General features: G+C 62.2%; 15 protein-coding genes. 3 read left to right on the top strand and 12 right to left on the bottom strand.

Features of this window, described 5'->3' with window-relative positions:
* Positions 1 to 5 precede the first annotated feature (5 nt).
* Both FJ404_06035 and FJ404_06030 read right to left on the bottom strand, forming a co-directional pair.
* The gene (locus FJ404_06035) at positions 6 to 1,259 is read right to left on the bottom strand and encodes a hypothetical protein (GenBank protein ID MBM3822431.1); all 1,254 of its coding nucleotides are present in this window, start codon (positions 1,257 to 1,259) and stop codon (positions 6 to 8) included.
* Between the two features lie 295 nt (positions 1,260 to 1,554).
* Positions 1,555 to 2,451, bottom strand: coding sequence for a type II secretion system protein (locus FJ404_06030; protein ID MBM3822430.1), 897 nt, complete (start codon positions 2,449 to 2,451; stop codon positions 1,555 to 1,557).
* 297 nt (positions 2,452 to 2,748) lie between these two features.
* Here FJ404_06030 and purE point away from each other — a divergent pair, with 297 nt between their 5' ends.
* Together purE and FJ404_06020 are read left to right on the top strand one after the other, a co-directional pair.
* Complete coding sequence (gene purE, locus FJ404_06025; protein ID MBM3822429.1) at positions 2,749 to 3,264, top strand: 5-(carboxyamino)imidazole ribonucleotide mutase; 516 nt, start codon at positions 2,749 to 2,751, stop codon at positions 3,262 to 3,264.
* A gap of 5 nt (positions 3,265 to 3,269) precedes the next feature.
* The gene (locus tag FJ404_06020; GenBank protein ID MBM3822428.1) at positions 3,270 to 4,424 is read left to right on the top strand and encodes a 5-(carboxyamino)imidazole ribonucleotide synthase; all 1,155 of its coding nucleotides are present in this window, start codon (positions 3,270 to 3,272) and stop codon (positions 4,422 to 4,424) included.
* Between the two features lie 23 nt (positions 4,425 to 4,447).
* On the opposite strand, the gene FJ404_06015 is transcribed toward FJ404_06020, so the two are convergent.
* The 3 genes from FJ404_06015 to FJ404_06005 are packed head-to-tail and all read right to left on the bottom strand — an operon-like array spanning position 4,448 to position 7,588.
* Positions 4,448 to 6,013: an SDR family oxidoreductase gene (locus tag FJ404_06015; protein ID MBM3822427.1), complete on the bottom strand. Its 1,566-nt coding sequence runs from the start codon at positions 6,011 to 6,013 to the stop codon at positions 4,448 to 4,450.
* 20 nt (positions 6,014 to 6,033) lie between these two features.
* Positions 6,034 to 6,912 carry a 4-(cytidine 5'-diphospho)-2-C-methyl-D-erythritol kinase gene (ispE, locus tag FJ404_06010; protein ID MBM3822426.1) on the bottom strand — a complete coding sequence of 293 codons (879 nt, stop codon included), beginning with the start codon at positions 6,910 to 6,912 and terminating at the stop codon, positions 6,034 to 6,036.
* 55 nt (positions 6,913 to 6,967) lie between these two features.
* Entirely contained in the window at positions 6,968 to 7,588 is a 621-nt protein-coding gene (locus FJ404_06005) for an exosortase system-associated protein, TIGR04073 family (protein ID MBM3822425.1), read from the bottom strand.
* Between FJ404_06005 and FJ404_06000 the strand changes: the two genes are divergently transcribed.
* Positions 7,523 to 7,972, top strand: coding sequence for a hypothetical protein (locus tag FJ404_06000; GenBank protein MBM3822424.1), 450 nt, complete (start codon positions 7,523 to 7,525; stop codon positions 7,970 to 7,972). The genes FJ404_06005 and FJ404_06000 overlap by 66 nt on opposite strands.
* Positions 7,973 to 7,978: 6 nt before the next feature.
* Here FJ404_06000 and FJ404_05995 read toward each other — a convergent pair whose 3' ends face one another.
* From FJ404_05995 to FJ404_05965, 7 genes are all read right to left on the bottom strand, one after another.
* Positions 7,979 to 9,736, bottom strand: a complete 1,758-nt coding sequence (locus tag FJ404_05995) for a YgiQ family radical SAM protein (GenBank protein MBM3822423.1) — start codon at positions 9,734 to 9,736, stop codon at positions 7,979 to 7,981.
* Positions 9,737 to 10,343: 607 nt separating this feature from the next.
* On the bottom strand, positions 10,344 to 11,174 hold the full coding sequence (locus tag FJ404_05990; GenBank protein MBM3822422.1) for a type II secretion system protein: 831 nt from the start codon (positions 11,172 to 11,174) through the stop codon (positions 10,344 to 10,346).
* A 9-nt stretch (positions 11,175 to 11,183) separates the two neighbouring features.
* Positions 11,184 to 11,726, bottom strand: coding sequence for a hypothetical protein (locus FJ404_05985; GenBank protein MBM3822421.1), 543 nt, complete (start codon positions 11,724 to 11,726; stop codon positions 11,184 to 11,186).
* A gap of 75 nt (positions 11,727 to 11,801) precedes the next feature.
* Complete coding sequence (locus FJ404_05980; protein ID MBM3822420.1) at positions 11,802 to 13,454, bottom strand: DUF2961 domain-containing protein; 1,653 nt, start codon at positions 13,452 to 13,454, stop codon at positions 11,802 to 11,804.
* Positions 13,333 to 14,307, bottom strand: coding sequence for a hypothetical protein (locus FJ404_05975; protein MBM3822419.1), 975 nt, complete (start codon positions 14,305 to 14,307; stop codon positions 13,333 to 13,335). Before FJ404_05975 ends, FJ404_05980 begins: the two co-directional genes overlap by 122 nt.
* Before the next feature lie 338 nt (positions 14,308 to 14,645).
* Positions 14,646 to 16,034, bottom strand: a complete 1,389-nt coding sequence (locus tag FJ404_05970) for a DUF1501 domain-containing protein (GenBank protein ID MBM3822418.1) — start codon at positions 16,032 to 16,034, stop codon at positions 14,646 to 14,648.
* 41 nt (positions 16,035 to 16,075) lie between these two features.
* The coding region (locus FJ404_05965) for a DUF1553 domain-containing protein (protein ID MBM3822417.1) at positions 16,076 to 19,105 on the bottom strand (3,030 nt) is incomplete at its 5' end.

The raw sequence follows: 19,105 nt of genomic DNA, 5'->3' as shown, positions 1-19,105 counted from the left end.
GATCGTTATCCGAGAAAGATCGGGGCGAGATGCCGGTGGTAGAGGTTCTCGGTCACCTGGCGGGAGACGATGGCTTCGTTGGCCTTGAGCAGATCGGTGTAGCGCGCGCCGGCTTTGGCGGCCAGTTTGAAGGACACATGCAAGAGTTGGCGCAGGCTCGCATTGAAGCAGGGATCGCTTGGGATATGCCGCAGGGCGCGGGCAAAGCGCGGGCCCGTCCAGGCGCGAACCTCAGACAAGGCGGGTAAACGAGCGCGGTCGATGTCGATCACACTGGCATAAGGGGCGCAAAGTTCATCGATGTGATCCATGGCTTGGGCGTGGATTTCCTTGGCGAGTTCAAGTCCGGCGCCGCCGGCTTCCGCCAATCCGATCAATTCCTCCAGCCAGGTGGTGCCTGCGGTCTTGATATGGATGCCGGCTCCCGTCTCGCGCAGGACCCGGCGTAGCACGGGATAGAGGGAGAACTTGTCGCTGCCGCTGTGAATGCTCAGCTTGAGGTTGGAGGGGAGGCCGTAGGTCGACACCGCGTGGCGGACCACGTGGACGTCGTCACGAAACTCCCGCTCGAACGCTTTCGGATCTCCGGCATAATCGACGCCTTTGTTGAAGCGCCCGGTGAATTTGGGCGCGATCGTCTGGGCGCGAATGCCTTGGTCGGCGAGCGCAGCGAGGATGATGAGAAGCTCCGGAGGCTGTTGAGGAGCATCGGTTTCATCCATCGACACTTCCGCGATGAAGGCGTGCTCGCCGCCCTTGGCCGCCGCGATTCGGCGATAAATGGCGCCTGCCTCGATCGTGGCCTGCAAGTAGTGGGACGCAATGCGCTCGATTTGTTCGGGTTGCAGGATGATGGGATCAGGGATGCCGGCGACTTCGACGGGGCGGGACCATTCGGAATGGCGCGCCATAAAGGCTTGGACGGCCTCGGGCGCCGCGGGTTTTCCGATGGAATCCGCGACATCGATGGTGAAGAAATCCGAGGAATCAAGGAAGCGATCGACGGTTTCGAGGCGGATATGGTCGGCATCGACATGCCAGGGATGGTTCCAACCCAGGGCTTCCACCGCAGCCTGGGCCGCTTGACGAACGCTTTGCGGGTGGGAGCCGATGAACGTGTGTTCGCGGTTTGACTTGTTCCAGACGGGCGACACGTGGACACCTAGGCGGGCGAGTTCCAAAAAGGCAGCCAGTTGGGCGCGCGCTTGATGTCCAAAACGATCGCCAACGCCGAAAGAGTAGGGAGCAAGTGTCAACACGTGGCAAGGATGCACGGGTCAGGCAGGCGGGATCAAGCGGAGGAAATGGAAACGGTTTCTCGCGGTGCGACGGATGGTTTTGGATTGCAGGAGCTGTGGCGTTTATTGCGTCATCCGATCATGGCTTTCCACGCGGTGCGCCCTGCCGGCTCGGCGACCACCATGTCCCTCCCTGCACAGATCAAGAGTAGGAACTCCTTTTCCGGCGGCATCCTACTCTTCGGAAATCCTCGCGTGTGCTTCGGATGGCGGCATGCGCCAGTCGGGGGGGGGAGGGGCGAACGGTCAGGCCAATTTACAAGGGCTTCCAATTCACGAAGCGGAAGCGGTCGTAAACCCACCTGAAATCCGGGTTTTGCGGGCCGCCTCCGGGCCAATCGAGGGTGTTGGCCCCAGATTCGCCCGCGCGTCGCGCCGCGTCGATCAGCCTGTGATCCAGCCAGCGATGTCCTTCCGCGTGGCCATCCACGAACGAGAAGGTGCTCCAATTTCCGTGGAAGATCGCGAAGGGATCGACCCATCGCGGTGGAGTGACCCAGATCGCCCACGTGCCGATGTTGTAGCCGCGCGGGTCGGTTTCCTCGACGAACACCATGGACTTCGCTGGTTCATGCACGGAGGAGGCTTTTTTGTAGGGCACCACGTCGTTCCATCCGGTGAAGCCGTTGATCCCTTCGGCCTTGGAATAGCTGTCGAAAGCCCAGCCTCGTCCGGGTTTCAGGCGGCGGGTGCGGAGATCACCGGGGCAATGATAGGAATTCTCGTTGGAGATGTATTTGAACAACGGGCCGTTCGTGAGCCCTTTGCGCACCCTGCGCATGGCTTCTTCCACGTTGATTCCGGTCGTGAATTCCGGGCTGGGTCCGGCCCAATAGCCGCCTCCAACCATGGGCGCATTCCTGAAAGAGGACGGAATCAGGTGGTCTTCGTTGTCATCGGTATAGAGGAAGCTCGCCAGAATCAGTTGCTTTTGGCTGTTGATGCAGTTGGCCCCGGTGGCTTTGAGCTTCGCCTTGCTGACGGCGGGCAGCAGCAGGCTCGCCAGGATGGCGACGATGGCGATCACCACCAAAAGTTCGATCAGCGTGAAACCGCGTCGGCGGGAGAGAAGCGGGGAGCTCATCGTGCTTGGGATTTTCAGCATGTTCACCCGTTTCCTTCGCGAAGGCAAGGGTTGTGGAGCCAAGGCCATTCTTCCGCCGGTCGGCGGTCAGGCGCGCGGCAGTGCCGGGCCACGGCGCTCAAGCCGCCTCAAGGCGTGTCTTCCAAGGGGCAGGGCAGAGTTCAACGGGCCAGGGTGCTGCCAGGGCGAAGGCATCCACCGATGGCGGGCCATGGAACGGGAGGAGATCGCCGCGGCAGGTTAGCGCGAGCGGAAGCGCCGTGAAAGCCGCACCCCGACAACTTGCGGATGGACCTTCCGGTGCAGGGTGGAAGGGATTCCGCTTGCGCCGCGCGCTCATGATGGAAAGAGTCATCTCCCTAAAATATGACCAAGCAAGCGCCACCATTGGTCGGAGTGATCATGGGCAGCCAGTCCGACTGGGAGACCCTCCGGCACACCAGCGACCAACTCACCGCATTGGGCATTGCGCATGAAACTCGTGTGGTTTCTGCCCATCGCACGCCGGATTGGCTGTTCGAATACGCCACCACCGCCGCTTCACGGGGATTGGAGGTCATCATCGCGGGTGCGGGCGGCGCCGCTCATCTGCCGGGCATGGTGGCTGCGAAGACCCTGTTGCCGGTCCTGGGCGTGCCGGTGGAATCCAAGGCGTTGCATGGTGTCGATTCCCTGCTTTCCATCGTGCAAATGCCCGGTGGCGTTCCCGTCGGCACGCTGGCCATCGGCAAAGCCGGTGCCGTGAACGCGGCCCTCCTCGCGTGCGCAATTCTCGGGGTGAAGCACCCGCAATACCGGGAGACCTATTCCCAATTCCGCCAGGCACAGACCGAGAAGGTTTTGGCTGCGCCGGATCCCTCCGCGGGACCCACCACCGCGTGAAACCGGTGGATCCCATTCTTCCCGGCGCCACCATCGGCGTGCTCGGGGGCGGACAGCTCGGGCGCATGTTTGCCCTCGCCGCGCGAGCACTGGGCTACCGCATCCATATTTTTTCGCCGGAGTACGACGCTCCGGCGGGGCAGGTGGCGGACGAGGAAACGGTGGCGCCTTACGAGGACGCGCATCGCATGCGCGAGTTCGCCTCCCGAGTGGACGTCGTCACCTTCGAGTTCGAGAATGTGCCGAGCACCGCCACGGAAGTGGCGGACTCCTGCGCGCCGGTCCGACCGGCGGGATCCGTGCTCCACATCGCGCAGCACCGGCTTCGCGAGAAGACATTCCTGGAAAAGCATGGCTTCCCGGTCACTCCGTTCCGACGGATCGGTTCGCGGGACGATCTGCGGGTGGCGGCGCAGGATCTCGGCTTGCCGGCGGTCCTGAAGACGGCGGGGTTTGGGTACGACGGCAAGGGCCAGGTGAAGCTGGCGGCGTGGGGTGACCTGGACGCCGCCTGGGACAAGCTCGGGGGTGTTGAAGCGGTGTTCGAGGCTTGGGTTGATTTCGAGAAGGAGGTGTCGGTCATCGCCGCGAGGGGATTGAGCGGCGAGTTCAAGGCGTTTCCGGTGTTCGAGAACGCGCATGCGCGTCATATTCTGGATCTGACTTTTGCGCCCGCCCGACTGGTTCCCGGCGCCGCCGAACAAGCCGTGGAGATTGCCCGTGGAATCATGACCGCGCTGGACGTGGTCGGCCTGCTGACGGTGGAGATGTTTGTCAGCCGGAACGGAACTCTCCTGGTGAACGAACTCGCGCCCCGGCCCCACAATTCCGGCCACTTGACGATCGACGCGTGTGTCACGAGCCAGTTCGAACAGCAAGTTCGCGCGATTTGCGGGCTTCCACTCGGGAGCACGGATTTGAGAGCGCCCGCCGCGATGGCGAATCTTCTGGGAGAGGTTTGGAGTGAGGGGCTGCCACGGTGGACGGATGCGCTCACCGATCCGGGCGTGAAGCTTCATCTCTATGGAAAAGCCGAGGCCCGCCCAGGACGCAAGATGGGCCATCTGACCACCATGGGGTCCTCCATTGAGGATGCGATGCACCGGGTTCGCGTCGCGCGATCCCGGTTGTTGAGATCCACCCACACGGAGTCCCGTTAGAGAAGGTATCGAGGTTGCACCTCTTACCAGTCGGTGGGCTCGTAATCCTTGAGGAATTTGCCCCACACATGGCGGCCGGTGTTGAAGCCGGCAATGATCGGATCGACGATGCGGGCGGCGCCATCGACGATATCGAGGGGAGGATGAAAGCGATGATCGCGGGTCTTCCGCCGGGCGATGTCGGCGGGGTCCTCGTCCGTCACCCATCCGGTGTCCACGCTGTTCATGTGGATGCCATCGGCCTGGTAATCCGCCGCCGAGGTGCGGGTCATCATGTTGAGCGCGGCTTTGGCCATGTTGGTGTGGGGGTGGCGGGTGGTCTTGAATTTGCGGTAAAACTGGCCTTCGACGGCGGACACATTGACGATGTGTTTGTCCCGCTGGGGCGTTTGGAGCATCAGGGGTTTGAGCCGGGCATTGAGAATGAAGGGCGCGACCGCGTTGACCAGGTGAACTTCCAAGAGTTCGACGGCGGGCACTTCGGCCAGCGTAAGGCGCCAGGAATTTTGGGCGCGCAGATCGATTTGTTGGAGGTCCTGATCGAGGCGGCCTTCGGGGAAGAGATCTCGTTGGGCCAGGAGATCCTCGGGAAGCAGCGGCACTTGGGATAACGCGGCGGCATCGGCGAGTTGCGTCCATGCCGGGGCGGGCTCCGCGGGCGAACCTTCCGGGAGCAGTTGGTATCCGTGCAATCCGTGATAGTTCCCCAGCAGGGCGCAGGCTTCGGCGGAGAGCTCCTGGGGGGGCGCTGATTCAAGCGCCATCATGTGACGGTAAAACTCGGGCGGTCGGCGGACGGTTTGGCAGGCGTTGTTGACGATGAAATCCAGCCGGTCTCGTTTGGAAAGCAAGTGGCGGCAGAAGGCCTCGACGCTGGGGGTGTGGCGGAGATCGAGTCCGAAGATCTCGAGGCGGTCTTTCCACTGGTCGAAATCGGGTTCTCGAGCGTAACGGGCCGCGCTGTCCTTGGGAAAGCGTGTCGTAACGATGAGGCGCGCGCCGCAGCGCAGAAGCTTGATGCCCGCCTGATAACCGATCTTGACGCGGCCGCCGGTGAGCAACGCGACGCGTCCCCTCAAGTCCGCCAGTTCAGAGCGTTTGGAGAAGTTATGTTCCGCGCAAGTTGGACACAGTTGATCGTAGAAGGAGTGGAGGACGGAAAAGTCCTTTTTGCAGATGTAACAGTTGCGCGGCTCGACGAGTTCCCGGAAGTCGGGCTGATCCTCGATTTCAATCTGCGTGAAGGAATCGGGGGGGTAGTCGTTGGGAGTGTTGAACACCTTTTCGCGGCGGAGCTTTCGGATGCCGGTGTCCGCGAGTTTGACGTCGTCCTGAGCCGTCTTTTCGGCTTTGCGTTGGCGGATCCGTGCCTTGACGAGGCGGCGGCGCTGCCGCGGATCGGGGCAAAAGACTTCACCCGCGGCGGTGAGCAGCCGGGTTCGCTCCTCCAGGCTGAGCGTGGCGAGCAGCGCACGGTTGGAGGCGAGGTATTCCAGCAGCGCTGTGACCTTTTTGAACTCGCCGGCCCAATTCGCGGATTTGAGGGGATCGAGCTGGGAAGGGTCCGGAGGGATGGTTGAATCAGCCATGGGCGGGAATGGGGAATGATTCAGGCCAACGGCACCAGGCGGATCCACGCGTCAGATCCGAATTCAGACTTAAAGGATTCGACCGCTTGTTCGGCGGTACGCGAGTGGTCAAAGATCGCGAAGGTGGTGGAACCGCTGCCTGACATGAGGACCGCCTCGGCTCCGGCATGCCTGAGATGTTCCTGATAGAGTGCCAGGATGGGATACTTGTGTAGTGCTGGGGCCTCGAGCGAGTTGTAGAAGTGCGTCCCGGCCACGGGAAGAGGTTGCGTTTGAAGCGATTGGATGAGGTCGACCGCCCTTCCGGGTTTGCCATGGAGAGCCGTAGGGAATCGAGCAAGTTCCCGATAGGCCCAGGCTGTGGCGATGCCAAAACCGGGATGAATGAGGAACAACGTTTTCCCTTTCAGCGCGGGGAAGGCATCCAGAGGTTGCACTTGTTCTCCGCGTCCGAGGGCGAGGGCGGGGCGGTCTTGCAGGAAGAACGGCACGTCGGAGCCGAGCGATTCGGCCAGGCTGATGAGTTGGAGATGGGGGAAGGGGTGATGGTAGAGCTCGTGGAGTGCCGACAGTGTGACGGCGGCATTGGCGCTGCCGCCCGCGAGTCCGGCCGCGAGCGGAAGCCGTTTTTCCAGGTGAATAGCCGTGGACGGAGCGAATCCGGCGGTGGTGAAGAACAGTTGGGCGGCACGCACGACGAGATTGGAAGCGTCGGTGGGCAGTTCGGGGTGATTGCAGGTGAATCGGAGTTCGGGAGCGGTGAGGCGAGTGAACTCGAGGAGATCGTGGAGAGGGACAGGTTGAAAGACGGTTTCGAGTTCGTGGAATCCGTCGGGGCGTTTCCCCAGGATATTCAAGATGAGGTTGATCTTGCAGGGGGACTGGCGGACGAGGGACATAAAAAAAGAGCGGCGCCAACGTCCTGTTGGCGCCGCTGGCGGGGGAAAAAGGCGATCAATAATCGTGAATGCGGAACCGGCTGCCCGGGATGAATGGGGCGATATCGCCAGTGCCGAAACCGAAGTTGTTCTGTGGATGGAACGTGGATTCCGACAGAAGTCCTGGACGATAGGAGTCCGGATAGACCGGATGGACGGAGATGTCGTTCACCAGCTCGTTGCCGGGTTTCAGCCAGGGATCATAGCTGGGGATGGGGAAGGTGAGGACTTCGAATGCGCCCACCGCAGTGCGAAGCATGCTGCGATTAAAGCCCTTGAGAAAACCGGAGGTATAGGTGATCTCGGGTTGATCGTAGAGCGAAGACTGCTCCATGGTGCGCCGCAGTTCCCCAAGGCGCGCGAACTCGGTCAAATTGTTCATGCCGCGTCCGAGTTTTTGTTCGGGGCCGACGCAGCCGGTCGCGAAGAAAGATGCCACGCCCGCGAGCGCGGCAAAGAAGCAGGTGCGAGAAATGCGCATAGGATTGAGTTGAACTCCGGTGAGGTTACCGAGGCCCGACAGGTTGTAAAGCGGGATTTCGCGCGCCCAAACCCACGGCGGTGCATCCCGATGTTGCCGGTGATGCAGGTAGGGCGCGTCCGTCCCGGCGCGCCGCCGGAGCATGATGTTTTGCATCCCGTGGGCGGCGGGCTGGGACAGGCCCGCCCTACCAACAACATCGGGATACACGGAAATCCACGGCGGCACAACCTCAAGTGGTCGGAGCGCGGCGTTTACGCTGCATCAAGGTATCTTTGCCAATGGGCATGGCACTTTCGAGGCGGGAGGTTTGGTGCGGGAGGGAACGATGGCACTGTTGTCAAATCGGGCCCTCCGGCGTGTTCAGACACCAAGTCCCGAAGTGCCGCGCACGGCGATGGTGGCGTGCCGCATGGCGGTGAGAAGGATCGATGGGTCCGTAGCAAAGCCGGCGGGTGGGATGAGGTTCTGGCTCCAATTTTCGATGCGGAAGCGCCGTGCGCGGCGCGTTCGGGGGAGGAGCGCATTCTAGCCCCCTGAGTTCCCCTACTCAATCGTATCGTGACCTTTGGTCATGGTGCGCGACGGACGATTGGGCCGGAGCATGCGTTTCTGGCGCTCGCGATCGCCGGCGTTGCGAACGACCGGAATGGGTTCCTCGGTGTTGATGTCGAGTCCCGTCACATACATCGCCGCGGATCCGGTCATGGGGAGAGGAATGAAATCCTGCACCTGTTGCAAATTCCATTTTTCCTTTTTCAAGAAGGCTTCCACGGCCCCCATCTCCTTCTCCGTGCAGCCCGGAAAACTCGAGATGAAGTAGGGCACAAGATATTGCTCCTTGCCGGCTTCCTCGCTGAGTTCGGCGAACTTTTCCATAAACGCCGGAAAATCCGTGGCCGGCTTGCGCATCTTGCGCAGTACTTCCGGATGCACGTGCTCGGGCGCGACCTTCATGTGGCCGGACACATGATTCTGCACCAGTTCCTTCATGTATTCCGGGGTGCGCAACGCGACATCCATGCGAATGCCGGATTGAACGAAGACATGCTTGACCCCCGGTTGACTGCGAGCCCCGCGCAGGAGGTCGAGCCCCGCCTGCTCATCGATCCCGAACACAGGACAAATGGTCGGCCAGAGACAGCTCGGACGATGGCATCTCTTGCACTCCTCGCGATGCCCGTTTTTCGCGCCGTAAAGATTCGCGGTCGGACCTCCCAGATCCGACACCGTGCCGCGGAACGTGTCCGACTCGGTGAGCTTGCGAATCTCCTTCAGGACCGAGTCCACACTGCGGCTCGAGAGGAACTTGCCCTGATGAAAGCCAAGTCCACAAAAGGTGCAGCCACCCGGGCACCCGCGCGAAACGATGATCGAGTCTTTGATGGTGGCAAATCCGGGCACGGGTTCTTGGTAGGACGGATGCGCGGCCCGCGCGAAAGGAAGTTCATACAGCGCGTCGAGATCGGGGCCGTCGATGGGAAACGCCGGCGGCTCCATCACCAGCGCGCGCTTGCCATGCCACTGCACGAGACGCTTGCCGCTGTAAGGCGTTTGTTGCGCTTCTACGATTTTGGTCAGCGGCATCAGGAGCTTTTTGTCCTGCTGAATCGACTCCCAGGAAGGCAGGACGATGCAGTTCGAAAAATCAGCGGACGCGGCGGCTTTCTCGCCGAGCAGCACCGCCGTGCCGCGAATACCCCCGAGATCCTTGTTGCCAGCACGCAGGCGCGACACGATCTCCCTCGCGGCGGTTTCACCCATGCCATAGACGAGGATGTCCCCCTTCGCGGACGTCATGACCGACGGGCGCAGCTTGTCCTCCCAGAAATCGTAATGGACCACGCGCCGCATGCTGACTTCCATGCCGCCGAGCACAATGGGCACGCCGGGAAAGGCGCGACGGGCCATCTGCGAATAGACGGCAGAAGCGTGATTCGGTCGTTTGCCGGGAATGCCACCCTCGCTATAGACGTCTTCTTTCCGCTTGTGGCGGGCTGCGGTGTAGTTCGACAGCATGCTGTCAAGGTTCCCCGCCGTGATGCCCGTAAAAAGGCGAGGCGTGCCCATCCCGGTGATGGACTCGATTCGCCTCCAATCCGGCTGGGCAATAATGCCGACGCGAAGACCTTCCGCCTCGAGCACGCGTCCGATCATGGCGGCGCCGAAGGAGGGATGGTCCACATAGGCGTCTCCCGTGATGAGGAGCACGTCGAGCTCAGACCAGCCGCGCGCCGACACTTCCTCCCTGGTCATGGGGAGAAAGGCCGGGGCGGCCGGAATCGTTTTCATCATGCGAGGCATATCGTCTCCGTGAGAGGGATCGGATTACAAGCGGAACCTTCCGCGGCCAGCGCCCCGCCGTGCATCCCGAGGATGTCTGTCGTGTGGCGCAGGCTGCCCAGCCTGCCGTATCGCCGACTGCCAGTCGGCCCGGCGGGTGAAGAACGAGGCCCTTCCATGCCCTCCACGCGCCTGTTCCCCTCGTCGCCCCGCAGGCTGGGCAGCCTGCGCCACAGCAGACAGGGATGCCTGCGTTACCACGACAACCCGGTCACCAACAACCTCTGGATGCACCGAGCGCCCCGTGCCGGCCCTGTAGGCGCGCCCATGAACACCGCTCGCATTTTCTTCCTCTCCTCCATCCGGAATAGAGGAGAAAGCTCGGGAGAGGAGGGGTCCCCGCGTCGTAGGAGCCAGACCGCGTTCGCCCGCCAACTTCGGCGCAACCAGACAGACGAAGAGAAAGAACTCGGGCACGCGGAAAAGAAGAACGGATAATTGGAGTTTGCCAAATACGATCTGTTCCTCAGCTACTCAATCTTCAGCCGCGCATCGTGCCGGGCTCACGGCCGGGTCAGGAGAGGGCGGGTGGCCTTGGGCGTTTCTCGTGGTGGCTGCCGAACCACCCCTACCAATAATGAAAGCTCGAATCCGGGCGGTACTTCTGAGGAACTGAAGTGAGTGAACCCGCGTAGTAGTTAGCGTAGTTCGGATCGCTCTGAATCTCGCGGGGAAACCTAAAGAACTGCACGTGGCTGTCACCGAATAGGACATTGTTTCGGCGTTGGCCTTTGTAGTTATGCCACATGTTCCGCGGGTTTTCCGCGGGCCGGTTGCCGTGCCAGTTGTGGTCGCCACTGATGATTTTGTTGGCCGGGCTGTTTGCGACCTCGGCCATCTTGATGGGTTCCGACCCGGCCACGAGCGCGGGGTTGCCGACCGCGGAACGCAGCCCGGTGGTGCGCTGGACACGCCAACTGTGGCCTGCCCACATCTCACGATAGCTGCTGCCGTTTATTTCGAAGATGGTTTTTTTGGGAGGCGCCGAGTCTTCGCCTTTGTCTGCCGGGCAGCGGAAGAGATGGTACGAGGAACTGTTCGTCGGATTGGCTCCGGTCAAGCCGACGTAGGTGTTGAGCGGGCGATTGGTCGGGTGGATGCCGGAGCCTTCGCCGCTGTAATTCGGCGCGCCGCGCCAACCGCCCGCGCCGTTGAAACCGGCGGTCGTGGGCAAAAAGTCACTGCTATCGTCGGCGTAAAGCTGAAAGGCTAATCCGATCTGTTTGAGATTGGCGACGCACTTGATGCCGTGCGCCTTGTCCTTGGCTCGCGCGAGCGCGGGCAGGAGCATGCCGGCCAGGATCGCGATGATCGCAATGACGACCAGGAGTTCGATCAGGGTGAATCCGATGAGCCGCGAAGAAAGTCGCACGGGGTGCGCTGCAGCGAGGACCTTCATGCTGCGTTTCTATTCCCGAGCAGGAGAATTGGCAATGCTTCGTTTCCTACGCAGATCCTCCGCGGTGCATCCGCAAGTTGTCGGGGCGCGCCGTTCAAGGCGCTTCCGCTCGCGCCAATCGGACGCGGCGATCTCCTCCCGCTCCATAGCCCGCCCTGGGTGGATGCCTTCGCGCTGGCTGAACGGGGCATCATCGAAATCGTCCGGCTCGATGCTCAGGCTGATGGCGATGTCGTCGCGGATCAAATGCAACCAGGAAAGCTGGTCAGGATTGAAGGCCATTGAGCCAGGTTGCGAAGGCTCAAGTATGAAGGAGGAAGGATGAAGCGATCTGGCGACTTCGTCGTGTTGCCACAGCCGTTCTTTGAAGCGCGTGGTGACGGATTCGGCGAAGAGTTCGAGCACGGGGTGTTGTCCCAACGCAAAGCGGACGAGCGCGACGAGGTCACGATGCCGCCGTCGGACGCGTAGGTGTAGATGAGTCCGGTCTTGTTCGCAAAGCTCACTTCCGCCACGGCGTTGTCCGCCTGGATTGAACAGCACCCATCCCAATCATGCTTCCATCCCCTCGGGGGTCGTCCAGACGTCCCGCAGGAATGCGGCGTTGAGAGGTGAAAGCCGCTCAAACTACTCCACCGCGCAGTGGATAGCCCAGAGATGCCGTTCGCGATTCATCCGGTTGTTCGTCTTGATCAAGAGTTGGTTGGCACCTTTGTTGAGCGTGACGGGAATCTTAGCGACGTCGAATTCCTCGGCATGATCGAGCGCGGCCACTGGCTGCCCGTTGAGGTAAACCATCGCCCAGTTATCCAGCCCGAGACGAAGCTTCGCGCGACGTTTGGAGGCGCTGGTGAGGACGCCACGGACATAGACCGACTGATCCGTCCGCGGATAGGGGTAACGCGTCTGATACACCCCTTCGAGCCGAACCCAGCCGAATTTTGGAGTGAGCTTGTGGACGGAGAACTTCTTTCCCCCAATGAAGAGTGGATCGGGCCAGTTTGCTTGCGACAGTTGACGGACCAGATCGTCCGCGGGTTTCTTGAACGTTTCAATGTCCTTGCCGTCTGGGAACGGCCCGACGACCTGCCAGTCTTGGGGCGTCACCAACGGCGGTGCCTTCGATCCGGGGACTTTGTAGAAGTAAGAGACGGCCTCATAGTCATCGGGCCGCGCGGCGGAGGTGAAAATCAGGGAGGAGCGGAACGGGATCGGGTCCGGGCCAAAGAACCGGTAAAAGACGCCATCCTGATCGACGCGCCCACGGTTATCGCGGTAAGGGCAGCCAACCCATGGCGTCTGATACTGGTTGAAGCCCCACGAGAAGCCGAAGTCGTCCTCGACATTGTGTCCGCAGATCACATGGGGATCCGTCTGACCATCGATGAGCAGCCGCGTGCCGCCATTGTGAAACACCATGTCGCTGCGATCCCGCTGCCGCCAGCCCATGATGTAGCCGGCGAGGAAACCGGTGCCCTCGGCCTCGGCGATCGGAAATGGCTCCGTTGGCTTGCCCGGCTGGGCGATGTTGCGCTGCGCATGGAAGCGGAGCGGCGTCAATTTCACGCCGTCCCGATACTGCTGCCAGTCAATCATGCCTCCGCCGTCTTTCGGGGAGCCCGCGTGGAGCACGATGCGACAGCCTTTCGAAAACGGAATCGGCAGGTAAACATTCCATCCGGGCGACGCGTTGGTCGGGATGCGAACGTCGTTGGTCACGGTGAAATTGGGGAAGTTCACCAGTCCGGCGCTGTTGATGGCGTAGTCCTCGAAACTCAACAGCGCCCCGAAGAACGAGCGAAACGGCATGCGGACCTGAGGTTCGGTCGCGCCATCCACCGTGATCTCGATCGACAGGTCCTGAATGTCCTTCTCTCCGAACACAAACCACATGTGGCGCACGCAGCCCGGCCCGGTGGCATTGAAAATCTCGACCGGCTGGGCTGCGGTCAGGCGCGCGTTCACCGTGGTGCGCCGGGCACGGAAGTTCGTCGGCAGTTGCAACAACGGCACGGCCGGATCGGCGTAGGTGGCTGGAAACGGCTCGGTCGATTGCGCGTGGGCGACGGATGACGAGAGGCAACTGATCACCAGGGCCACAATGCCGAAGCCCAGTTGTAGATGGAGAAGCGGTTTCGAGCAGGTCGTTCGCATAACTTCAATGAGGTCGGTGTGGCTTGGGCCGATGGCGATCAAAAAATCGCCAGATGGTTTCCGCTGTTGTTTCGGATCGGTCACCGAGTGTGGGTGGCCAGTTGTGGCCGCCATCTTCCAAAGCATAGAGTCGCGCTTCGGTCTGATCGATCTGCGTCGACCAATGCCTCAGTTGGATCGTCTTGCCGGGGTTCGTTCGTTTGTTGCGTTCGAGCGCGAGGCCCGTTACCCACAGATCCATCACCGCTTCGGTGCTGAGATAGGCTCCCCAGCCATCGCGGTTGTCCATGTCGCCCTCCCAGAGGGTCGTCTTGTCGTCCCGGCTGTTCACGGCCAGCACGGAAATGCGGGCCGCCGGTCGAAAACCCTTGGCCCAAGACTGCATCATCGTTCCGCCCACCGGAGCGATGGCGGCGACAAACGGTTCCCGCTGGGCGCCGAGCAGGAAGCTCATGTCGCCTCCATTGGAGAAACCGGTGGCGAACACAGCGCGCGGATCCAATCCGAGATCGCGTGTCAGTCGCTCGGCCAGGCCGCGCACAAACCGGACGTCATCAATCGACTGATCCCGATGAAACTCGTAGCCGACGTTGAAGAAAGACTTTCCCTTGGAATCCCGCGTGCCCTGCGGGTAAACGGCCACGAATCCACGCTGATCGCTCACCTTTGCAAAACCGGTCAGGTCGCGGACCTCCTTCGCCGAACTGGTGAATCCGTGGAAGACTATGACCAGCGCGGCCCCGGGCTTGAGCTTGGCCGGCACGTCGAGCATGAACGTGCGATCACGACCATTAAAGGTCAGCTGATGGGTCCCACTCTTCCACAATGATAGGGGCGAAGCGCTGGAGGTTTTGTCAGCGGCGGCCGCGGTGACACAAAGCAAACCGGCGGCGAAAAGCAGGGGTATCCATCGGGAGATGACAAGGGGCGTGAATCGTTTCTCGGGCACGGCGAGAATTGATAGGAAAAGCTGACCCATTCCGCAACGCCTGGATCGATCGAATGCAATCGCGTGGCCCGTTCCGCCTCCCTCCCTCCCAGATTGGCGAGTCCTGCGCGCACCAGCCACTCCGCCTTTTCGGTCGCGCTCTCCTGCGACTCCCCGCCGTTGTGCGGCTGTGTTCTGTCCATATGTGGGACTGACCCCTGAGACTGAATGTCTCCTTCCTCTCCCTGCGAAGAATGAGCGGGGAGAGGGGCTGCCTGAGGTTTCCCCTCTCTCCCCGTTCGTGCCTCACGGGGCGAGAGGGAAATCAACGTGATGACCGTGCTCTGCGACCGGCCCGACGTCATCGAGCTGACGGACGAGACGCGGCGCTATCCGATCACGTCGTGCAGCACGTGGCCATGCACGTCCGTAAGCCGGACATTGCGCCCGGCGTAGAGGTAGGTCAAGGCTTCGTGATCAAGGCCCAACTGGTGCAAGACGGTGGCCCAAAGGTCGTAGACGTTGCAGGGTTTTTCCACCACGTGATAGCCGAGGTCGTCCGTCGCGCCGTAGATCGTTCCGCCCTTGAAGCCGCCGCCTGCCAGCCAGACGGAAAATCCGAACGGATTGTGATCGCGGCCATTGCTGCCCTGCGAGAACGGCGTGCGGCCAAATTCGCCGGCGAAGATCACGATGGTTTCTTCCAGCAGACCGCGTTGTTTCAGATCGACCAGGAGACCGGCGATCGGTTGATCGACCTGGTTGGCCATGGTACGGTGGCCGCGTTCCAAATCGCCGTGCTGATCCCACGGATTCGGCGCGCCGCCGCCACCGATGCCCTCGGTCAGGCAGCTCAGCTCGATGAAGCGCACACCCCGCTCGACCAGCCGCCGCGCCAGCAGACATTGCCGGGCATAGGCCGCCTTTTGCGGATGCGGATCGTCCAACCCGTAAAGCTTCTTCGTGGCCGCGGTCTCGCTCTTGAGATCAACCAGATCCGGCACCGCGGCCTGCATGCGGTAGGCGGTTTCGTAATTGCGGATCGCCGCCTCCACCTGCGCGTCCCGACCCGTCGCGCCAGCGAAACGCTGATCGAGCGCGTCGATGAATCGCAGCCGGTCGCGCTGCACGAGGTCGGGCTCCCTGGGCTTGATGTTCGCCACCGGCTCAGCGTCGTCCATGCGGATGATCGAAGCCTGATGATGGGCGGGCAGAAAACCGTTGCTGAACAAGCCCACGCCACCGTGCGGCGGGACGGCCTGGCCGCTCTGCAGGACGACAAAGGCTGGCACGTCCTGGTTCTCCGTTCCGAGTCCATAGCTGACCCACGCGCCGGCGCTCGGGTGGCCAATGAAGGGGAACCCGCTGTGCATGACGAAATTTCCCTGCGCGTGCTCGTTGACCTTGCTGGTCATCGAGCGGATCACCGCGAGGTCGTCGGCGCACCACTCGCGCAGCCTCGGAAACATCGAGCTGATCTCGATGCCGCTCCGTCCGCTGCGCCGGAATTCGAAAGGACTGGGGAAGACATTGCCGTTGTTGTTGAACTGCGTCCGTTCGACCGCGACGGGCATCGGCTGGCCAGCGAGGGCCTTGAGCTTAGGCTTCGGATCGAACGAGTCGAGGTGCGACACCCCGCCGGACATGTAGCAGAAGATCACGTTTCTGGCGCGGGTCGGATGGTGGGGCAGCGCAAGGTTCAACGCGGCGCGACCTTCGCGAGCGAACACGCCGGACAACGCCAGCAGACCGAAGCCGGTCGAGCAGCGGCGCAACATCTCGCGACGGGACAATCGGGGCATGCTTCGCGGTTGCATGATCAGCGAATGTAGATGAATTCCTTCAAGTTGAACAGGGCATGAGCGAGATTGGCTGCAGGCGACGACAGGCCGCGCGTGGCGGTCCGTTCCTTCATTTCGTGCTCCAGCCTTTCGATGGTTCTGCGCCCGTCCTGCATCCGCCCTTGTTCCTCCGGCGTCAATGCGGCCCACTGCGCTTCCGCTGAAACAAAGTTCGGATCGTTCGTGCAACTGGCGGCCACCTCGGCTTCGCTCAAGGCGCGATTGTAAAGGCGAGCTCGGGCAATTCTGCCCTGGAGCAGCTTGCTGCCTGACGGAATGCCGTGACGATTGCCGAACAGCACCTGCGCTTGGCCTGCTGCAAAATGGATGGGCGGACCCAGCCGATAGGATTTTCCGTGCGGCTTGCCGTTGCGATAAAACGTGACCGTGCCGTCGTCGGCGTAAGTCACCGCCACGTGAATGAGCTCCTGCTGCGCCGCCTGTTCGGCCGGACCTGCAAGAGCCTTCGTACGGTTGAAATTGTCGCTGCCCGCGATCCAATGTCGCCGCTCCTGCTCGCCAAAGACGATGGCATCGAAGACGTCACCCCCCAGGGTTTGCACGGTCATGACGCCGCCGCCCTGTTGATCCAGTCCGTCCAGCTTGACCCAGGCTTCGAGCGTCTTGGCTCGCAGGGCAAACGGCAACGCTGCGGAGGCGATGAAGCTCCCCTGGCCGTCGAGCACCAATTGCCCGTCCGAGAGCTTGGCCCCGCCGAACGCCGTGCCTGCCAACCCGCCGACTTGATCGGCCAGGTCTTTGGAAAAATCCCAGGCGGCAGCGGGTTGCGGCAGGACGGAGGCGGGTTTGCCGCCAGGGGTCAGGCGGGAAGCCAGCACGCGCTGACGGGCAGCCGACTCGAGGCTGGCAACGTTGGTCCGCACCTGATCCAGGGAGTTCTGTAAATCAGACAGCTTGGTGGCGACGGTCTGCTGCTTCGCCTGCATGTCCGCCATAAAAGCGAGCGCCGCCGTCGATTCCTCCCGGGTCGGTTGTCGGCCCAAGGCCTGATGAAACAGGGTCCGAACGAGTTCCGACCCCGCGAAGTCGCGGGCGAATCGACCCGCCCAAGCCTCCGCAGAGCGGATGATGAACGGGTCGTTCAGTAACGTCAGCGACTGGCCGGGCACGTTGGTGTCGTCGCGCACGCCCACGCTGCTGGCCGGCACGGGTGCGTCGAACTGGGTGAGAAACGGATCGAGATCATTCCGCTTCACCCGCACGTAGACGCTGCGACGCGGAACACTGCCGGCCACGGGCGGACCGAACCGTGCTTCGCGCTCGAGCTGACCGCTGACGGACAGGATCGCGTCCCGAATCGCCTCGGCCTCGAGCCGGCGCACGGGATAGTGCGAGAGGTAGACGTCATCCGGATCGGCCGCGAGTGCGGCAGGTGACGGTTCGCCGGAGCGTCGCCACGTCTGGGTCAGCACCATCTCGCGAACCAGTTGCTTCAATGACCATCCGTCCCTGCGGAAGTTGAAGGCCAGATAGTCCAGCAACTCCGGATGCGACGGTGGCTGGCCGAGTCGGCCGAAATTGTCGGGCGTCGACACGATGCCGCGGCCAAACAGGTGATGCCAGACGTGATTGACCATCACGCGAGCGGTCAGCGGATTGTCGGCGCGCAGCAAGTCCTCCGCAAGTTCGCGCCGGCCGCTTAGCTTGGTTTCATAAGGCGCGGCATCGATGGCCTCCAGGAACCGCCGCGGCACTGGATCGCGCGGTTGCCGGTGGTCGCCGCGTTCGTACAGCGGCTGATTGAATCCGGTGGTTTCCAAAATGCCTGGGGCGCGCTGCGGCACGGGCAGGCTCGCTTCGAGCCGGCGATACTCCGCCAGGGTTTCGGCAACGGCTGGTAATTCTTGCGTTGCATTGGGCAGCAGGTCCTGACGCAGCAGTTGATCGAGGAATACGGCCTGCGCGTCGTTGATCTGGCCATCGCGCAGGGAACGCAGGGCGTTTGCGGCGGCACGCTGGAAGGCGGCGGCAAGTTGTTCACGGGTGGTTGGGACGTCCGTCAGTTCCTTCGCCAGCATCGCCACGACTTCATCCGACTGGGCCGGGGCAGACTTTGCATCGTGCTCCGCCAGCACGGCGTCGCGGATGCCGAACCACGAGCGGTCGGCAGCTCCAACCGCGAGCAAGGCCTGGTCGGCCGCGGTCGTCAGTTCGAAGTGGATGCGGTCGCCTTGCCAGTAATCGAGCGGGAACTTTCTCCATCGCCATTGACCGCCACTGAGCCGTTCGACCGGATACACCGTGCCGTCGCGCGGGTAGCTTTGCACGGAGTAACGCGCCATCGCATTGCTGTCGCCGGCTATCCGCAGCCACAAGTCATACTTGCGATCCAACTGGATGCGGCCGGAGTGAAGCACCCCGATGTCCTTGGTGGAATCGCTGTGCGAATAGACCCCGGCTGGCAAAACGCTGGCGATCACCCTGTCTTCCCGGTCGCTGATGACCAGCTCACCTGCGGGGAGGCGCCGGGTGCGCGAAGCCGGAGAACTGAACCACTGGTTCGTGTCGTCGCCCGCGCCGAAGCGCCAATGTTGGGCGGCGGCGACACCGGGGTGGGTTGCGAGCTGCGGTGCGGCGGGATTCAACTTTTGCCATCGCTCGGCAAACTTCTCCGGCTTGCCCATGAGTGTGAGCGGCCAGAGCAGTTCGTTTTTCTCGCCCTGTTCGATCGCCTTGGCCAGCGGCTCGGACGGATGGAGTAGGCGTTCGCCCAGTGATTCACCCGTGGCGAGCCAGCGGTCGATCATCGCCCGCCCAATCTTCTTCCGCAGAATCGCCATCTGCCGGCGCGTGTCTCCCTCGGCCTTTGCCGGCACATCCACCCGCACCATCGCCGGGCGGCCGGAGGCCATCACGCCGAACCACGCGTAGAAGTCCGCCTGGCTGATCGGGTCGAATTTGTGATCGTGGCAGCGGGCACAGGAAACCGTCAGGCCCATGAACGCCTTCGAGACGACGTTGATCTGGTCGTCGGTGAACTTGACCAG

The sequence above is a fragment of the Verrucomicrobiota bacterium genome (genome assembly GCA_016871495.1).
Taxonomy (GTDB): Bacteria; Verrucomicrobiota; Verrucomicrobiia; order Limisphaerales; family VHDF01; genus VHDF01.
This window is presented reverse-complemented; position numbering and strand designations above follow the sequence as displayed.

Coding starts and splice junctions, on each gene's coding strand:
- FJ404_06030 (MBM3822430.1), bottom strand. CDS start 2,451: ATGGCCTTGGCTCCACAACCCTTGCCTTCGCGAAGGAAACGGGTGAAC.
- purE (MBM3822429.1), top strand. CDS start 2,749: ATGACCAAGCAAGCGCCACCATTGGTCGGAGTGATCATGGGCAGCCAG.
- FJ404_06015 (MBM3822427.1), bottom strand. CDS start 6,013: ATGGCTGATTCAACCATCCCTCCGGACCCTTCCCAGCTCGATCCCCTC.
- ispE (MBM3822426.1), bottom strand. CDS start 6,912: ATGTCCCTCGTCCGCCAGTCCCCCTGCAAGATCAACCTCATCTTGAAT.
- FJ404_06000 (MBM3822424.1), top strand. CDS start 7,523: ATGTTGCCGGTGATGCAGGTAGGGCGCGTCCGTCCCGGCGCGCCGCCG.
- FJ404_06005 (MBM3822425.1), bottom strand. CDS start 7,588: ATGCAAAACATCATGCTCCGGCGGCGCGCCGGGACGGACGCGCCCTAC.
- FJ404_05995 (MBM3822423.1), bottom strand. CDS start 9,736: ATGCCTCGCATGATGAAAACGATTCCGGCCGCCCCGGCCTTTCTCCCC.
- FJ404_05990 (MBM3822422.1), bottom strand. CDS start 11,174: ATGAAGGTCCTCGCTGCAGCGCACCCCGTGCGACTTTCTTCGCGGCTC.
- FJ404_05980 (MBM3822420.1), bottom strand. CDS start 13,454: ATGCTTTGGAAGATGGCGGCCACAACTGGCCACCCACACTCGGTGACC.
- FJ404_05975 (MBM3822419.1), bottom strand. CDS start 14,307: ATGGGTCAGCTTTTCCTATCAATTCTCGCCGTGCCCGAGAAACGATTC.
- FJ404_05970 (MBM3822418.1), bottom strand. CDS start 16,034: ATGTTGCGCCGCTGCTCGACCGGCTTCGGTCTGCTGGCGTTGTCCGGC.